Origin of the sequence: Exiguobacterium sp. s166 (genome assembly GCF_018618855.1) — a bacterium.
Lineage (GTDB): Bacteria > Bacillota > Bacilli > Exiguobacteriales > Exiguobacteriaceae > Exiguobacterium_A.
The window spans coordinates 276,443-293,519 of sequence record NZ_JACSMU010000001.1 but is presented as its reverse complement, the minus strand read 5'-3'; the positions used below and the strand labels follow the sequence as shown (position 1 = coordinate 293,519).

Here is a 17,077-nt window from a genome sequence, read left to right as displayed (position 1 = left end):
TGTAGAATAATCAAGTGAGGGTGTAACCGCCATCGACGACTAAGGTTTGTCCATTGATGTAACTTGCTTTATCGGATAATAAAAAGCAGACGACTTCTGCGATTTCAGACGGTTGAGCCGCTTCACCACGTAAATGATGTTTCATCGCTAAATCAAACTTATCTTTTCCACCATATAAGGAATGACTTAACTTCGTGTCGACAGGACCGGGACAGATAGCATTAAAACGATATTTTCCGTGAAACCGAGCAGCATATGTTTTCGTAAGCGTAAGAAGAGCACTCTTGGAGGAAGCATACGGCAAGAGCATGGCAGGGAATTTAACATGTCCGACAATTGCACTGTTATTAACGATGGAAGCACCACGACTCAGCCGTTTGACTGCATGTTGAATGATCTGCTCCGGTGCATGATAATTGACTTGAAAGACTTCGCTCTGTTGGTCAGTCACCCGTTCTGGTGCAACCGGCTGTCCGAAGGTTCCGGCATTGTTGAAAATCCCGTCAAGTATTGGGAATTGTTCTTTTGTGTCTTCGAAAAATCGATCGATGTCGGATGGAATCGACAAGTCGACTGGAAAGAAGTTGATCCGTCTTTCACCGCGACGTTCCAAATCGTGACCACGTTCCTCATTTCGTCCAAGCGCAAGGACAGTATGTCCTTCTTGTGCCAGTTGTAAGGCGGTAGCTTCACCAATTCCGCTTGTTGCACCAGTCACTAGATACGTTTTCATTTTGAATCGTCCCTTCTACATAAAAGTATGTCATTCATAACAAATTACAGGAGGGGATACCATGTTGCGACGTGTCCAATTACTTATGACGCTGCTGTTGACAGTCAGTCTGATCGGATTTCTTTCTTATTACTGGAGTGTGTACATGGTAGGATGGCTCTCTCTCGTCATCATTCTCGTCGTACTGAGTGTCTTCGTCATCATCTTGCTTGAGAACCGGAATCCGGAACGAACGCTTGTCTGGGCACTTGTCATGATGGCATTACCGGTCGTCGGTGTTTTCGTGTATTTCACCTTTGGTCAAAATTATAGACGAAAAAGAATGTTTCGTCTGAAAGCGATGCTCGATGAAGAGTCTTACATTAAATATCGTACCCAGTTTGATCATGGGATACACAATCGAGTGTTCCGACATGGACATTACACGAAAGTTGTTAAACTTATCGATTCGATCAGCCGCTTGCCGATTTCGTATAATAGCCATACGAAAGTATTGACGAACGGACAAGAGAAATTTCCGTTATTGTTAGCAGAAATCCGTCAAGCAGAACGCCATATCCATTTGGAGTACTATATCGTCCGGGATGACGCACTTGCGCTAGAATTGCAAGAAGCATTGATTGAACGTGCAGAAGCGGGAGTAGAGATTCGTTTTTTATATGATGCTGTCGGTTGTTTCTCAACGGACAAAACCTACTTCAAAAAGATGGAGGCGGTCGGAATCGAAGTGCGCCCATTTTTCCCTGTCGTCCTTCCTTTTATCTCGAGTAAATCCAATTACCGGAATCATCGGAAAATCGTTGTCATTGATGGTACAGTTGCTTTCACCGGTGGAATCAATGTCGGAGACGAGTATATGGGAAAAGATAAGATGTTTGGATTTTGGCGAGATACCCACCTGTTGGTTAGGGGAGAAGCAGTCTCGGAGTTGCAACTGATTTTCCTTCAGGACTGGTACTACATGACGGGAGAACGGTTGTTTACACCGTATTACATGAAACCGCTCGAAGTCATGGAGGAAGCGACAGGGGGTGTTCAAATCATTGCGAGCGGACCGGATGAACCACATGAAACAATGAAGTCTTTATACTTTGGTTTAATCACGGAAGCCCGCAGTTCGGTTTACATCGCTTCTCCGTATTTAATTCCGGATGAGGACCTGATGACAGCTTTGAAGACCGCCGCCATGTCTGGTATCGATGTCCGAATCCTCTTGCCGAGTTTTCCGGACCATAAAGTTGTTTTTTATGCCAGCCGCTCTTATTTTGAAGACTTATTATTAGCAGGTGTAAAGATTTACGAATACAACAAAGGGTTCATGCACTCGAAAGTCATCGTAGTCGATGATGCGATTGCGACGATCGGCACAGCGAACATGGACTTAAGAAGTTTCCATTTGAACTTTGAAGTAAATGCCTTTTTGTACGGGACAAATTCAGTCCATGAATTGACACGTGATTTTTATGAAGATTTTTCGAATTCTTCACAGGTCGAACGGAGTGTCTTTATTCAAAGAAGTTTTAGTCAACGTTTGATCGAATCCATTTCGCGGTTATTTTCACCGTTGCTCTAATAAGGAGGAGTAAGATGTTTGAGGCGATGGATGAGCAAGGAAATCGAATCAACAGTCAGCTTGAGACCTTACAATCCTTAGCAGGTAAAATACTTTACTGTCCGTATTGCCAAACACGCCTTCGGATCCGGCAAGGGAAAAAACGGCTACATTTTGTTCACGTAACGGCCTGTACCGGTGAATCGTCAGAACATCAATTTTGGAAAACACGACTTGCTGCCCATTTTGAAAATTTACGATTTAAGGTTGAAATTGAGGCGGTACGGGGGCGAAGACGATTTGACCTTTTAATATGGCCCGGAGAAATCGGGATTGAGATTCAGCGCTCGAAAATGAGCGCTGAAGAATGGCGACGAAGATGGTCGATCGATCAACAAGGCGGATATCAAGTACGGTGGATCGGGTTTCATGAGTCGAGCGGTCAGTTTCTTAAGCTCGATGGCTGGATGAAACCGGCATTTATGAAGAATGGTTATATTGATTTAATCGAGCAGGAACGAATTATCCGCTACATGCATCCACTTCCGTTCGCACAACGTTTTGTAATCTGTCAGCGCGTGTCCTTGTCAGTGGAGCAATTTCTTTTCCCACGTCCGGTTCCGCGACAATTCCTCGAACGACCATGGACGACACTGATAAAACACTATCGGCTTCGTCCGTTTTTTTCTTCGTTACCGCATCGTTATGTACGCTTTCCTCTTTATCACTCCAATCTTTATGTCTCTACACTTCCATCCTGGTGTTTTTTGCCCTTATCTGCGTTACTTTCCGTACCCGTCCATCCTTTTGAAATTCAAATAGCAGTTTACCTGCGTTTAAAAGGAAATTACTCCGTGCCCAATCTCCTTTCATTTCTCACAGAATGTTTGACACAGATGAAGATTCGATTTGAGCTAGCTGATTTATATGCTCTGATTGAAGAATGGATGGCGATTATCAACTTTCTTCAATACCACCTGTCTGAACTTTTTCAAAACCGTCCTGCTGATTTATCGGCTCGTTTGGAAGAAGATCAAAGGTTAGCAGGAGCGCTTCGTTTGTTTGTCGAAAGGGAAACAGGTATAAATGAAGTAAAGGAGTGATTCATATGGCAGAAGTATTAACACGGAAAGACGTCAAGAACGAAGAAACGTGGAATTTAGAATCGATTTATGAAACGAACGAAAAATGGGAAGAGGATTTTGAGTCAGTGAAAGCAATGCTTCCACTACTTGTCGAGTATAAAGGGCGTCTTGCACAGTCGGATGCAACTTTATATGAAGGACTTCAACTTCGTGACGAAATCTCAAGACGGCTGCATAAGCTCTATACATATGCACATATGCGTTACGATGAAAATACGGCGGATAGTTTTTATCAGGCGATGAATGACCGTGCCCGGACGCTGGCTTCGCAAATTGGTGCAACATTAGCCTTCATGACACCTGAGCTGTTGGAAGTTCCAGAAGAGACGATCGCTTCGTACTTGGATCAGAATCCGGATCTTGCGCTTTACCGTCATGCATTTGACGAGTTGAACCGTGAACGGGAACATGTCTTGTCAGAAGCGGAAGAGGCAATTCTCGCAAAAGCAGGAGAAGTTCTCGGACAGTCGGGAACGACATTTGGCATGTTAAATAATGCAGATATGAAATTCCCGAAAATCAAAGGTGAGGACGGGGAAGAGGCAGAACTGACGCACGGACGTTTCATCACGTTCATGGAGTCAAAAGATCGTTCTGTCCGCGAGGACGCGTTTAAAGCGATGTATGAGACGTATAGTCAGTATACGAACACATTAGCCTCTACTTTAGCCGGTTCCGTCAAAAAAGATAACTTCTATGCCGAGGTCCGGAAGTTCAAAACGGCCCGCGAATCAGCGTTACACGGAAACACGATTCCGGAGCAGGTATATGACGGATTGATTGAAGCGGTTCACGAACACCTTCCGTTGTTACACCGTTATGTTGCTTTACGTAAACGGATTTTAGGCGTCGATGAACTGCATATGTATGATATGTATACACCGCTCGTCAGTGAAGTCGAAATGAAGGTGACGTACGAAGAAGCCAAACAGTTGATGGTGGATGGATTAGCACCACTAGGACCTGAATACAAACATATTCTTGAAGAAGGTCTTGCGGAACGCTGGGTCGATGTCCGTGAAACACGTGGTAAGCGGAGTGGTGCCTATTCTTCAGGCGCATACGATACACAGCCGTTCATCTTGATGAATTGGCAGGATAACGTCAACAACTTGTTTACATTAGCACACGAGTTTGGTCACTCCGTCCATAGCTACTATACACGTCAGAATCAACCATACGCTTATGGTGATTATTCAATCTTTGTCGCTGAGGTAGCATCGACGACAAACGAAGCACTCCTAAATGATTACTTGTTGAAACGTGTGACGGATAAAAACGAGAAACTGTACCTCTTGAACAACCAATTGGAAACATTCCGTGGAACGTTATTCCGTCAGACGATGTTTGCAGAGTTCGAACACCAGATTCATGAAGCGGCACGTCTTGGACAAGCGCTGACACCTGAATTCTTAACTAAGACGTACTATGCCTTAAATGAAACGTATTTCGGTGAGGGTATCGTGTTAGATGAAGAAATTGGTTTGGAATGGGCACGGATTCCACACTTTTATTACAACTATTATGTCTATCAGTATGCGACAGGTATTTCTGCAGCAGCGGCACTGACTTCGCAAATCTTAGAAGAAGGAGAGCCGGCGGTCGAGCGCTACATCAATAACTTCCTCAAAGCAGGATCAAGTGATTATCCGATTGAAGTCCTCAAGGCGGCAGGCGTCGATATGACGACGAAAGCTCCGGTTGAAGCAGCCCTCCGTCAATTCGAACGGGTACTCGATGAATTTGAAGCACTGCTCGGAGAATGACAATTTTGTGAAAATATGAACAAAGGGCTTTCGAAGAGGGATGTATTCGATTATACTAAACATGTGAAGCGAATCACATTCCCCCTGATGATTCTCTTTTCCCCCATCCGAGTTTAAAAGAACGACAAAGAAGCTGCTTCCGCGATTGACGTGGAAGCAGCTTCTTTAAGTTAAGCATGGGCAGAATCTTTTAAATGACGCCATACTTTACCGTCACAATACGTCAGTGAAACGCATTTTTGTTGAAGCATTAACTTTTTCAATTCGTGTTCAACCTGCGCTTCTGTTGCATCATAGATAAATGCAATTTCAGAAGTCGTTGCGGTGTCATACCGTCTCAAGAATTGTTCGAGAGGAGGCTTTGCCTGTTTCTCAAACGGTTGTTCTAACAATTCGTTCAGAATCGATACATAAATCAAGTATTCATAATGGCCTTCAGCCTTGATTGCTTCCTCATCTCCAACAAAAGCAAGCGTCGGGAGAATACGTACGTCCCAATCGGTCACCAGTTCAGTTTCCTTTTCGAGCATCAATTGAATGGTATCTGATTCGATATCACGATGGAATTCTGCTAAATCAAGACCAAATTCCGTTAATGCTTCTGCCAATCGCATCAGGGAAGAGCGCGAATAAGCGCTTTTTCCTTCGACATTATGCAACATGCGTAAACGACGCATGAATCGCATGCCAAACGTTTTCCCCTGCAATTCAATTGCTTTTAGAATCAGCAGAGGTGACATATCACACGCTGATCGCGAAGGCGCACAAGGAATTGTTGCAATTGTCCGAAGACGGAACAGATGACCGTATTCTAATTCTAATTTCTTGAGAACGGGAATCAACCGTAAACCATCCGTTTGTGTGATGTCTAGAAAATGATAGATTTCTAGTGGTTTTGTCGGTTGTTGAATTGATGGTTCGTCCAATGAACAATATGAACCGTTGCATTGTTCGTGTTCCATCCGTTCACCCCTTTTCTTTTTAATATCGTTACCCTATTTTAGCAACGAAAAAAAAGAAAGAGCAAAGGTTTTGCTTGTACATTTCTACACGATTAACGTGTAAGCGCTTTACGGTCCATAAAACGGACGATTTTATTTTTTGTTTCACGAAGGGGAATCTCGTTTGTTTGCAACAGTTCTTCGAACGCACGTTTACCGGCCGCGTAGTTTGTCACTTCAAATTCAAGTTCATAATCTGTGGTGCCTAAATACGTACTTTTATCTAAAACTAACAAACCGCTTTCCAGTTGTTTCTCGAATCGTTCTGTTTCAAGGCGTCCTAAATGTTCAAGTGAAGTCGTTAATTCGAATTTTTCCAACTGCTGATTCATTTCAGGAGAGTGGATCAAACCGTATTGGAATAAATCTTCCGCCTCTTGTTCGGACAAAGACACATGTGTTTCAAGTAACCCGTCGTCCTGCGGTTCTTTCAAAGTCAAAACCAAACCGGTCTTCTTTTCACGAATGCGCAATGCAGCACCGTAGCTACGAAGTTCAAACGTAGGTGTATCAAAATAGTCATTTGCTTGCCAAACAGAAGACCCGGATGTATTGTACCGTTCCATCAGTTTGGTGTAATCCGTTTCGTTTAACAGGTTTTTAAATTCAATTTCCATTTCTTGTCTCATTTCCGACCACACCTTTCTAGTTGAATGCTTGAAAATATGATACCATGAATGGTGTAGTGGAACGAATTGAACTAACAATTTAGACTAAAAGTGGTGACAATAACGATGACAAAAGAAAATTGGGACTTATTTCTCGCACCGTATCAAATCGCAGTGGATGAATTAAAAGTAAAATTAAAAGCCATTCGAAAACAATTTCAACAACGTGGGGAACATTCACCGATTGAATTTGTCACAGGACGTGTCAAACCTGTAAAGAGTATCTTACAGAAGGCTGAACGAAAATCGATTGATATCGAGTTATTGGAACAAGATATGCAAGATATAGCAGGTCTCCGGATCATGTGCCAATTCGTGGATGACATCATCCATGTCTTAGAACTGTTACGTTCACGGGGAGACTTTAAGATTGTCGAGGAACGCAACTACATTACACAAAAGAAGGAGAGTGGGTATCGTTCGTACCACATCATCATTGCTTATCCTGTCCAAACGATTGAAGGAGAAATCCCGACACTTGTTGAGATTCAAATCCGGACACTTGCAATGAATTTTTGGGCGACGATCGAACATTCTTTGAATTATAAATATCAGGGGAACATTCCCGAAGAGACACGGGAACGATTGAGGCGTGCGGCTGAAGCAGCGTTTCTGCTCGATGCGGAGATGAGTCAGCTGAAAGTAGAGATACAAGATGCTCAAGTCGTTTTACATGAACGAGAGGCGACCGAAGCAAAGAATCGAACAAAAGAGTAGGGGGATGACGATGCGTTTTGCGGTTACGGCTCGGGGCGATGAACGTTCCCATATGCTGAAGGAACAAGTAGAACAGGCGTTGATCGAACGGGGAAGTCATCGAGACGTCGTTACTCCGGAAATCGTGATTTCAATCGGCGGGGATGGTACGATGTTGCAAGCCTTCCATTCTTATTTGGATCAGGTCGAGGAAATCACGCTGGTCGGAATTCATACCGGGCATCTCGGCTTTTATGCCGACTGGAGACCGGAAGAAATGGATGAATTGATTCAACACATCGCGGACGATAACATAGCGACCGTTGAATATCCGCTACTTGAATTATCGATCGATTATGCAGACGGTTCGACGAATAAACTGTTGGCATTAAACGAATGTACGATTAAAAGTTTTAATCAGACATTGGTCTGTGATCTGTCGATTCGCGGAGAGTATTTTGAAACGTTTCGTGGTGATGGTCTGTGTATTTCAACCCCATCCGGTTCAACAGCCTACAATAAAGCACTGGGCGGGGCCATTGTGCACCCGGCGCTCGAGGCGATCCAGATCACAGAAATGGCTTCAATCAATAACCGGGTGTACCGGACGATTGGATCCCCGATGTTATTGCCGAAGCACCACGATGTCGAGATTCAACCGGTCAATCCGATTGATTTTCAATTGACATACGATCATTATGCATCGATTGTGCATCAAAATGTTAAGTCAATCCGTTGTCGTGTGTCCGATAAAAAAGTCAAATTCGCCCGATTCCGCTCTTTCCCGTTTTGGCAACGCGTCCGAGAATCATTTTTAGCAGAAGAAAGAAGTTAATTATAAAGAGGTAACGTGATGGCATTTCAAATTGAACAACAAGTAACTTCTATTGAAGATGGCTGGAGTGTCGGTCATTTTTGTACGACACGCCTCCATATTTCCCGAAAAATGTTAGTTTCGATCAAGCACCACGGGAATATTTTACGGAATGGACAACATGTCAACGTCAACGAGCCCGTTCATGAAGGCGACCGGATTTATGTCCGGTTTCCGGAAGAACAGCCTGCTCAGGACATGCATGCGACAAGCGGGGAACTCGATATCCTCTTTGAAGATGAATGGCTGTTGATTGTCAATAAACCACCGGGCATGGCTTCCATTCCGTCCCGACTCCATCCAGAGCGGTCATTATCGAATTTCGTGCTCGGTTATTACCGGCAACATCAAATTCCATACGCGATTCATATCGTCAATCGGTTGGACCGTGACACGAGTGGTTTGGTCGTTTTTGCAAAACATGCCCTTGCGCATCATCAGTTGAGCAAGATGCAACAGAATGGTTTGCTCGATCGCCGGTACGTGGCGTTGATTGAAGGATCAATCAAACCTCAGACAATTGATCTTCCGATCGGTCAAACCGATCATTCCTTCATGGAAAGAATGGTCCGGGAGGATGGTCAACAGGCAGTAACGCATATCTTAACGAGTGAGCGAATTACTGCGTTTTCGCGTGAATTGTCCCGATTGACGATTAAACTGGAGACGGGAAGGACGCATCAAATCCGGGTTCACCTTGCTGCACTTGGTCATCCGTTAGTCGGAGATACGATGTATAAAGGGACACCATTGATTGCGAGACAAGCACTACACAGCGCATCTGCTACGTTTCCGCATCCAGGGACAGGTGAGGTGATGACATTCGTCGCACCGTTGCCGGACGACTTAAGTCTTTCGTGAATACCAAAAGAGTGGCACCCGACTGGATGCCACTCTTTTTTGAAGTTAATCTTCATCAAACATCGAGATACGGGACTGTGAAGCAATTGCCATGATCAAGCCGAGTCCAACCAAGTTAACAATCATCGTCGACCCTCCGTAACTAATGAAGGGAAGCGGGAGACCGGTGATCGGTAAGACACCCATCGTCATACCGATGTTTTGGAAGATTTGGAATGTGAACATGGCGACATAACCCGTTACGATATACGTTCCAAACGGATCTGCTGTTTCCAGCGCGATTTGAATCAACCGGTAGATGAAAAGGAACAAGATAATTAGAACGACGGCTGCACCGATAAAGCCGTAGTGAGCTGAGATCGCGGTGAAGATAAAATCGGTATGCAGTTCGGGAACTGATACTTGCAGTTTTCCGTACCCGACACCAAACATCTGACCTGAGCCGATAGCGTTAATCGATTGGACCAGCTGATAGGAAAGGTCATCCGCATACTCAAACGGTTGTAACCAAGCCATAATCCGGTTCATCGCATGCCCCGGGAAGAAGGTGGCGAGTAAATCATTCTGGAAATAAAACAGATAAAAGAATCCGACAATTGCGACGGTCAACAAGCCGAACATAGTAAGCAACCATTTCCAGTTCAAGCCGGACAGTAACATCGCACACGCTAAGATGACGCAGAGAATCAAACCGATTCCTAAGTCAGGTTGAATGATGATTAAAGCAAGCGGAAGCAACGTAATCGCGGCCATCTTGACTAACAGCAGGAAGTCCCGTTCATGTTGGACATACCGGGCATTGTGTTCCGAAATCACCGCAGCTAACGTAACAATCAGAAAAAACTTCATGAACTCAGCCGGTTGAACGGTTCCGATGACGGGGAACTGATACCAACCGTACGCCCCTTTAATGTTTGCGACCAACGGCGTATTACGTAAAACAACGAGACCAATCAGGGAGATGATCCCTGCTCCATATAAGTACCAGTGAAAACGTTTCAGCTGCTCATAATCGATGAGAATGACGACAGACAGTGCGATAAATCCGATGATATACCACTGAATCTGTTTTGCCATGAAATTGATTTCACTGATTGCCCCTTGTAAGAAAGGTTGCGCGGTATAGATTGCGATGACACTGATGACCATCAAACAACCGAGCAAAAAAAGCAACGTGTTATCATAACGTTGTGTAAATGATTTAAAACGGTTCATTCCATCCCTACTTTCTGTCTCTTTCTATATTACCGTAATTTATCAAAATCGCAATATCAAGAGCGATGGTTGACAGAAGCGTTACGTTTTTGTAACCTAGATATAGGTGTTATTACCAGGTACTAATTTAAGGGGGAACTCATAATGAATATTTATCCTTCGCTTGAGGGAAAGACGTATGTTGTAATGGGTGTCATCAATCAACGGTCAATCGCATGGGGAATCGCACGTGCTCTTGATGCAGCAGGGGCAAGTCTTGCCTTTACGTATGTCGGAGAACGCTTCAAGGCGCCACTCGAAAAATTAGGTCAAGAACTTTCACGACCGGCGACGTATTATACGTGTGATGTCACGAGTGATGCTGAAATCACACAAGTATTTGAAACGATTCATGCCGATCACGGACAAATTTCAGGAATCGCTCACTCGATTGCTTTTGCCGATAAAGAAGCATTACGTGGTGAATTCTCAGGTGTGACACGCGAACAGTTTGCGCAAGCACTCGATATCTCGGCATACAGTTTGACGGCTGTTGTGAAAGCGGCAAAAGATTTCTTCACGGAAGATGCCTCTGTTATTACATTGACGTATCTTGGTGGCGAAAAGATGGTCCCGAACTACAACGTGATGGGCGTCGCGAAAGCGGCACTCGATGCAAGTGTCCGTTACTTAGCAGCAGAGTACGGAAAGCAGGGTGTTCGCGTCAACGCGATTTCAGCCGGTCCGGTCCGAACGGTTTCTGCAAAAGGTGTCGGTGATTTCAATTCGATTCTCGAAAGTATTGAAGAGCGGGCACCACTTCACCGTAACGTCACGACAGAACAAATTGGTCAAAGTGGATTATTCCTCTTGTCCCAGATGTCGAGTGGTGTTACGGGTGAGATTCTTCACGTCGACAGCGGTTTCCATATCTTATAATATAATAAGAATTTTCGTTCATTCCGAACTAAACTGTACAGTTAAAACCAAGGGAAACCTTGGTTTTTTGTTTTTCTTAAAGAGATTTTGGGAATAACAGAATAACGAGCTGAACTTTAGGGAGGGATATTCTATGTACCAAGTAGATTTTACGGTAGTCCAATATGTGAATCGGCAAGTCAGAGTCGATTTGGAGCGGAAAACAGAACCGGTCGCCCGCATCAATCCGATCAAGCGTGTCGAGCCGCATCATGCTGAGCTGGAAGAACAAGCAAATGCTTATGGGGTTTTGCCAGAACTAAAACTTCCCGGTCGCAAGTTCGACCGGGAAGTTTGATGTTATTGACCTGTAAATCGGAACGTTTCGTACACACTCCATGAACCATTTTCGAGTTCATACAGAAGAGCCATCTTGGTGACATCTTCTTGGAAACGGATATCTTCCATTTTCAATCGTTCGAGAACGTCGAATAATTCGACATCGGATAAATCTTGACCGATTGTAATGTGAGGTAAGAAATCATACTTCGGTGTGTGACTAAGATCACCCGAATGCAAGGCTTGATGTAATTGTTCCAATTCATCCGTCGGCATGACTTTTAAAAATAAGACATTATTCGTCGGATGGAAAGACCGAGCGCCTTGGATATGAAGTGAAACCGGTTTCGTTTGCTCTGCTACCTGATTGAGAGCAGCTACGATGGAATCAAGTTCGGTATCATCGACACTGATCCGTTCTCGCATCGTAATGTGTGGTGTGATTAACGCATACTTGGAATCGTACCGTTTTCGGTATGAATTCGCAAAATCCTGAATTCGTTTCGATGGAAACAAAACTACCCCGATGTTCATCGAAAATCCCCTACTTTCCCCTGAAATGATAACGCTTTACAGGATAATCATGACGGATTATCGGTGTGATGTCAAAGAAGTTTGAGGGGAGAGCAGCAATCCGTGTATACTTGTGAAGAACTTTGTCAGAGAGGTGGATTTTGTCATGAAAGAAAAAGCACATTCTAAAGAAGTAAAACAAGCAGCAATCGATAAGCTGCATGAGCGAGGTGTTACGATTCATGCAATTGCTGAAATCGTGTATCAAATGCAAGCACCATACACGATTGAACTTACGCTTGAAACCTGTGTCAGCTCCGTGGAACGTGTTCTCGAAAAACGGGAGTTGCAGCATGCTATTCTCGTTGGGGCAGAACTCGATATTTTAGCCGAAAAAGGATTGTTATCTGAACCGCTTTTATCCATCATTCGTAGTGATGAAGGATTGTTTGGCGTCGACGAGACGATTGCAATTGGAGCTGTCAATACGTACGGTTCGATTGCCGTAACGACGTTTGGTTACTTGGATAAGGCTAAGATCGGGATTATCAAAGAGCTGGATACAAAGGTCGATGACGGACGCGTCAATACCTTCATGGATGATATCGTAGCAGCCATCGCTGCCAATGCGTCTGGACGTCTTGCACACCGATTACGTGATAAAGAAGATTATTCGGCCGAAGAACTTGAGCAACGGAAAGGGACGTATTGATGAAACTAAATCGAAAAGCTTTAGCTGTTTCAGGAATTGCGTTCGTCATCTTTCTCGGAATCGCTATCTCCATCCGGTTGACGGGCTATTTTTTATTTGACGCGCAACTGTCCAATCGCATGTCGAAACAAGTCCCGGCTGACTATGTCAGTTGGTTCACGCAGTTAGGATCAGGAGTAGGAGCCGTAACGGTGACACTTCTGTTAACCGCCATCAGTTATTACCTGTGGCGAGATCGGGTGGGAAGTATTTGGTATCTGTTATCCTTTTTGGCGGTGGCCGTTCTCAATCAAGTTGCTAAAGCTTTTTTTGTCCGGGATCGTCCTTCACTCAATGAATTGGTTGGCGGAGTCGGCTATAGTTTTCCGAGCGGTCACTCGTCAATGGCTTTTGCAGTGTACGGTGGATTTTTGATTTTGAGTTGGCGGTTTTTAAATCGGGCCGGGAAAATCATTTTGGGAATCTTTCTTAGTCTGTTGATTTTAGCAATGGGTTCGTCACGTATTATCTTGAACGTGCATTACTTCTCGGATGTTGTTGGTGGTTTTTGTTTTGCTGCGTTCATCTTGTGTCTGTCCTATGCCTTCATCTCATCGCGACGTAAACAAAAGGAGACCGGTCATGTTATTAATTGATATCGATCACAGTCTGCTTTTTGATGAAACGGCGATGAAGACGATTGCAGTTCCTACTTTATTAGTAGAGCGAGTAGGAGAAGAAAAACGGTTCATGACGATGCGGACGCATTTGCGATTGAAACGTCTCGTTGAAAAGAACGGTTTGATTCCATTTACGAGCCGCACGTTTGAGGGATTCCGGCATTTGGAGTTGTTTCAAATTGATGCGAAGCCGAAATGGTCTATTCTTGAGAGTGGTAGAACCTTACTGAAGGATGGGAAACCAGATAAACGTTATGCAAACTGGTTACGACAATACGAAGAAAACCCTTCTCTGGAAACGGTACTCCGTTATTTAGAGGAAGTGGAGCAGTTCGATTGGACCGTTTATCCGGCAGAAGCATGGGAAAAACGAATCACTCGTCCGCATCAGACGATTTTGCGCCAAGAAGATGAAGCGACGATGCTTGATGATGTCTTTAAACAAATGAATGATTTGCAGCAAGGATAACACTTACCCGAATGGGGACACTTAATTCAAAGGTCCCATTCGGTTTTTTTGTGTAGATGGACTGTTATACGGGCACTAAAAAAGATGACTCCGATGTAATATCGGAATCACCTAATAAGCGGGAGCAGCGTCCAAAATAAAGGAAGTCGTTCAAGGTTACTTCTTATAGGTTGACAGTCAAATCATCGAACCAGTACACACCAACGGTTTCCGATCCAGCGTGCGTGAGAATGGATGGACCAAACTGTGTAATTTCGATTGAAATCTGTGGCAATTTTGTTTGCAGCAAATCGCGTAATTGTTCGGCAGAAGACCGCGCAAGTGTATGGCCGATGTAAAGGGTCTGATTGTATAAACCAAACTGTTCGATTTTAGTAGCGATCTCGAATGACATTTCGTGAAAAGCTTTTTTAATCGACCGCACTTTTTTAAACGGAACCAGTTTACCGACCTCGTCGAACTTCACGATCGGTTTAATGTTCAGCATGTTGGCCAGTAAAAATTGACTGCTGGAAACACGACCACTTCGACGCATCGTCTCCATGTTGCCGATAATCAGATAGAAATGAGAGTGGTGCTTGAACTGTTCCAAGACTTGCATGACTTCTTCCGGCTGCTTACCAGCTTGCGCCATTTCGATGGAAAGACGTAACATGTTTTGTTGATTCGTAGCACCGGTGTAAGAGTCAATGGCATATAACTTAAAACCGACAGCATCCGCAGCGGCGACAGAACTGGCATACGTCCCACTTAAGCCGCTCGTGATGTGAACAGCATACGCATAATCATAACCGTCTGCTTGTAAACGCTCGTAAAGTTCAACTAACTCACCAAACGACGGTTGTGAAGTCGTCGGGATGACAGAAGAATTTTCGCGCATTTTTTGATCCAGTTGTTCAATCGACAGATCAGCATATTCCCGGTATGATTCTCCGTTGATGATGATGACTGTTGGTACGACATGGACTCCGAGTTTTTCAGCTTCCCCGGATGGGAAAAAAGCCATACTATCGGTAATCCAAGCAATCTTATCCATTAAAGCGACGCCTCCAGTAGAATTTCATTTTTTTAATCATACCATAGCGATGAAAGCGGCATCACTAGCCAATCTGTTTTTCAGGAATAGAATTTGGAGAAACGTGTCTAATCGATGAACTGATGAAGAAGGTGATCAAAACAGGCAACAGCCAAGCTAAACTTTTATCGGATAACGGCAAGAATGAATATACAGCGACTATCGGATTAGTCAAAACTTTTAACGTATGGAGAGCACTTAATAAAGAGAATAAGGCCGTGACCGATAAAGTGGTTCGATACACAAGTGATGGTCTCTTCAGCAAAGAACGGATAAAGGTCAAACCAATCAGGACGATGACGATCGGATACAGGAACATCAAAACAGGTACCGCAATCGCAAGTAAGGCATCAAGTCCGACAATTGAAACGGAAAAACCTAAAACGGTTGTGATCGTGCCGGTGATTGGAAGTGTGAGACGGGTTGAGAGCGACATCATATATTCTGAAAAAGCTGTGACAAGACCAACGGATGTCGTTAAACAGGCAAGCAAAATAGCGACTCCCAAAATCATCAGACCAATCGTACCAAATGTACTTTCGGCATATTGTTGTAATAATGAAGGGCCATCGATTACCCCGACTGCTCCAAAACTATTCCGACCAATGAAACCGAGTCCGGTGTAAACCAGAGTCAGTGATAGTGCAGCAATTAATCCGGCTTGTGTCACGGTTTTTAATTGGACTTTTCGACTTTTTAAACCTCTGGCATGTAGTGTATGCAGGACGATGACACCAAATACAAGAGCGCCGAGAGCGTCAAGCGTCAAGTATCCTTGAAGAAATCCCTGAATGAATGCATCTGTAAAACCATCGTACGAAGAGGCAGGGGGTTGAACTGCTGATAATGGCGTTAAGATACTGCTGATACTGAGTGTCGCAAGTGCCAACAGCAACAACGGAGTGATAAAACGACCAATGATATCAAGCAGTTTGCCCGGTTTAAGGACAAGGTACAATGTGATTAAAAAGAAAACGGAAGAAGAAATCAACAGCGTCGTTTGACTAGGACCACTTAAGAAGGGAACAACACCAAGTTCATACGTGACGACGGAAGTCCGTGGAATTCCAAAAAAAGGTCCGATGGCGACATATAAAGCAAAAGTCAGTAGGGCACCGACGAATTTAGGAAGCGGACGGGCAAGTGTACGGATTCCCCCGCCGACCCATGCGACAGCAATCAATCCAGTCAGAGGTAATCCGACACCGGTAACAATGAAGCCGAGTATTGCAGGAAAGAACTGTGTTCCGGCCAGGGCACCGAGTTCAGGAGGGAAAATCAAATTACCCGCACCAAAGAATAATGCGAAAATCATAAAACCTAAAGCAAAGACATCTTTTTTACTCATAATATATCTTACCTCCTGTTTTTTTTACGTTATCCACTATATCATCGGATGGGAATGGATGAAAGAATTTTTAGAAAATTCATTTGTTTTCAAGCTTTATTTTTTGACTTTACCAAAAAAAGCCCATGTCATGGTTAGAAGATCTCTAACGGTGACATGAGCAGGATGTTGCAGGAATGATAAAGTAAAGGAGTAAGTGGTTTAGCTAGACGCCATGAAACGACCTTTTTTTTGTCGTCTTAATTTATGGAGGAGCCAAGCGTGAACGACTTCGCACGATTGACGAGGGAGGGTCAGTTCCACGAGTGGTTCTTGCTGCTGACCATGGATAATAAATAATCCTGTTTCTTCATCAATAGGTGAGATAGTCATTGAGCTCGCTTCATTCAACGATACTTTCAGTTCGCCTGTTGTGGCATCCTTCAATTTCAGGATGTTTCCGTTCGTTGCAAACTTGGTGAATGAACCGATACCGTTCACTTTTAACTGATCCATGCTAAATTCCTCCTTCGGTTGATCCAAACTTATTTAAATCATCAGAAAAGCGGTTCCAA

General features: G+C 44.0%; 19 protein-coding genes. 11 read left to right on the top strand and 8 right to left on the bottom strand.

What is annotated here, in order from left to right; genetic code table 11:
• Window positions 1-10 precede the first annotated feature (10 nt).
• Window positions 11-733 (bottom strand): SDR family NAD(P)-dependent oxidoreductase, encoded by a 723-nt coding sequence (locus tag KNP93_RS01525; protein WP_131502690.1) that lies wholly within the window; start codon window positions 731-733, stop codon window positions 11-13.
• A gap of 61 nt (window positions 734-794) precedes the next feature.
• Here KNP93_RS01525 and cls point away from each other — a divergent pair, with 61 nt between their 5' ends.
• The 3 genes from cls to pepF are packed head-to-tail and all read left to right on the top strand — an operon-like array spanning window position 795 to window position 5,196.
• The gene (gene cls / locus KNP93_RS01520; RefSeq protein WP_214852805.1) at window positions 795-2,306 is read left to right on the top strand and encodes a cardiolipin synthase; all 1,512 of its coding nucleotides are present in this window, start codon (window positions 795-797) and stop codon (window positions 2,304-2,306) included.
• A gap of 14 nt (window positions 2,307-2,320) precedes the next feature.
• The gene (locus KNP93_RS01515; RefSeq protein WP_131502688.1) at window positions 2,321-3,388 is read left to right on the top strand and encodes a competence protein CoiA family protein; all 1,068 of its coding nucleotides are present in this window, start codon (window positions 2,321-2,323) and stop codon (window positions 3,386-3,388) included.
• A gap of 5 nt (window positions 3,389-3,393) precedes the next feature.
• Window positions 3,394-5,196, top strand: coding sequence for an oligoendopeptidase F (gene pepF, locus KNP93_RS01510; protein WP_214852803.1), 1,803 nt, complete (start codon window positions 3,394-3,396; stop codon window positions 5,194-5,196).
• Between the two features lie 170 nt (window positions 5,197-5,366).
• Here pepF and KNP93_RS01505 read toward each other — a convergent pair whose 3' ends face one another.
• Both KNP93_RS01505 and KNP93_RS01500 read right to left on the bottom strand, forming a co-directional pair.
• Complete coding sequence (locus KNP93_RS01505; RefSeq protein WP_114595373.1) at window positions 5,367-6,158, bottom strand: DsbA family protein; 792 nt, start codon at window positions 6,156-6,158, stop codon at window positions 5,367-5,369.
• Window positions 6,159-6,250: 92 nt separating this feature from the next.
• A complete protein-coding gene (locus KNP93_RS01500) occupies window positions 6,251-6,826 on the bottom strand; it encodes a CYTH domain-containing protein (RefSeq protein ID WP_251138588.1) in 576 nt (191 codons plus the stop codon).
• Window positions 6,827-6,931: 105 nt separating this feature from the next.
• Between KNP93_RS01500 and yjbM the strand changes: the two genes are divergently transcribed.
• The 3 genes from yjbM to KNP93_RS01485 are packed head-to-tail and all read left to right on the top strand — an operon-like array spanning window position 6,932 to window position 9,296.
• Window positions 6,932-7,582, top strand: coding sequence for a GTP diphosphokinase (yjbM, locus tag KNP93_RS01495; RefSeq protein ID WP_034769792.1), 651 nt, complete (start codon window positions 6,932-6,934; stop codon window positions 7,580-7,582).
• Window positions 7,583-7,592: 10 nt separating this feature from the next.
• Window positions 7,593-8,396 (top strand): NAD kinase, encoded by an 804-nt coding sequence (locus KNP93_RS01490; RefSeq protein WP_114595374.1) that lies wholly within the window; start codon window positions 7,593-7,595, stop codon window positions 8,394-8,396.
• An 18-nt stretch (window positions 8,397-8,414) separates the two neighbouring features.
• Complete coding sequence (locus tag KNP93_RS01485) at window positions 8,415-9,296, top strand: RluA family pseudouridine synthase (RefSeq protein ID WP_131972459.1); 882 nt, start codon at window positions 8,415-8,417, stop codon at window positions 9,294-9,296.
• A 45-nt stretch (window positions 9,297-9,341) separates the two neighbouring features.
• Here KNP93_RS01485 and KNP93_RS01480 read toward each other — a convergent pair whose 3' ends face one another.
• Window positions 9,342-10,511: an FtsW/RodA/SpoVE family cell cycle protein gene (locus KNP93_RS01480; RefSeq protein WP_131502685.1), complete on the bottom strand. Its 1,170-nt coding sequence runs from the start codon at window positions 10,509-10,511 to the stop codon at window positions 9,342-9,344.
• A 144-nt stretch (window positions 10,512-10,655) separates the two neighbouring features.
• Here KNP93_RS01480 and fabI point away from each other — a divergent pair, with 144 nt between their 5' ends.
• Together fabI and KNP93_RS01470 are read left to right on the top strand one after the other, a co-directional pair.
• Complete coding sequence (fabI, locus tag KNP93_RS01475; RefSeq protein WP_114595377.1) at window positions 10,656-11,429, top strand: enoyl-ACP reductase FabI; 774 nt, start codon at window positions 10,656-10,658, stop codon at window positions 11,427-11,429.
• A 133-nt stretch (window positions 11,430-11,562) separates the two neighbouring features.
• A complete protein-coding gene (locus KNP93_RS01470; protein WP_114595378.1) occupies window positions 11,563-11,766 on the top strand; it encodes a hypothetical protein in 204 nt (67 codons plus the stop codon).
• 2 nt (window positions 11,767-11,768) lie between these two features.
• On the opposite strand, the gene KNP93_RS01465 is transcribed toward KNP93_RS01470, so the two are convergent.
• The gene (locus KNP93_RS01465; protein WP_131502684.1) at window positions 11,769-12,281 is read right to left on the bottom strand and encodes a YjcG family protein; all 513 of its coding nucleotides are present in this window, start codon (window positions 12,279-12,281) and stop codon (window positions 11,769-11,771) included.
• A gap of 145 nt (window positions 12,282-12,426) precedes the next feature.
• Between KNP93_RS01465 and KNP93_RS01460 the strand changes: the two genes are divergently transcribed.
• The 3 genes from KNP93_RS01460 to KNP93_RS01450 are packed head-to-tail and all read left to right on the top strand — an operon-like array spanning window position 12,427 to window position 14,100.
• Window positions 12,427-12,972, top strand: a complete 546-nt coding sequence (locus KNP93_RS01460; protein ID WP_026827879.1) for a phosphatidylglycerophosphatase A family protein — start codon at window positions 12,427-12,429, stop codon at window positions 12,970-12,972.
• Complete coding sequence (locus tag KNP93_RS01455) at window positions 12,972-13,607, top strand: phosphatase PAP2 family protein (protein ID WP_131502683.1); 636 nt, start codon at window positions 12,972-12,974, stop codon at window positions 13,605-13,607. The genes KNP93_RS01460 and KNP93_RS01455 overlap by 1 nt, the downstream gene beginning before the upstream one ends.
• Window positions 13,594-14,100, top strand: coding sequence for an HAD family hydrolase (locus tag KNP93_RS01450; protein ID WP_131502682.1), 507 nt, complete (start codon window positions 13,594-13,596; stop codon window positions 14,098-14,100). Before KNP93_RS01455 ends, KNP93_RS01450 begins: the two co-directional genes overlap by 14 nt.
• Before the next feature lie 163 nt (window positions 14,101-14,263).
• On the opposite strand, the gene KNP93_RS01445 is transcribed toward KNP93_RS01450, so the two are convergent.
• The 3 genes from KNP93_RS01445 to KNP93_RS01435 all read right to left on the bottom strand — a co-directional run bounded on the left by KNP93_RS01445 (window position 14,264) and on the right by KNP93_RS01435 (window position 17,018).
• Entirely contained in the window at window positions 14,264-15,136 is an 873-nt protein-coding gene (locus KNP93_RS01445; RefSeq protein WP_131502681.1) for a DegV family protein, read from the bottom strand.
• Window positions 15,137-15,200: 64 nt separating this feature from the next.
• Entirely contained in the window at window positions 15,201-16,523 is a 1,323-nt protein-coding gene (brnQ, locus tag KNP93_RS01440; protein ID WP_131972461.1) for a branched-chain amino acid transport system II carrier protein, read from the bottom strand.
• Window positions 16,524-16,724: 201 nt separating this feature from the next.
• Complete coding sequence (locus KNP93_RS01435) at window positions 16,725-17,018, bottom strand: hypothetical protein (protein WP_026832492.1); 294 nt, start codon at window positions 17,016-17,018, stop codon at window positions 16,725-16,727.
• Between the last annotated feature and the right edge of the window lie 59 nt (window positions 17,019-17,077).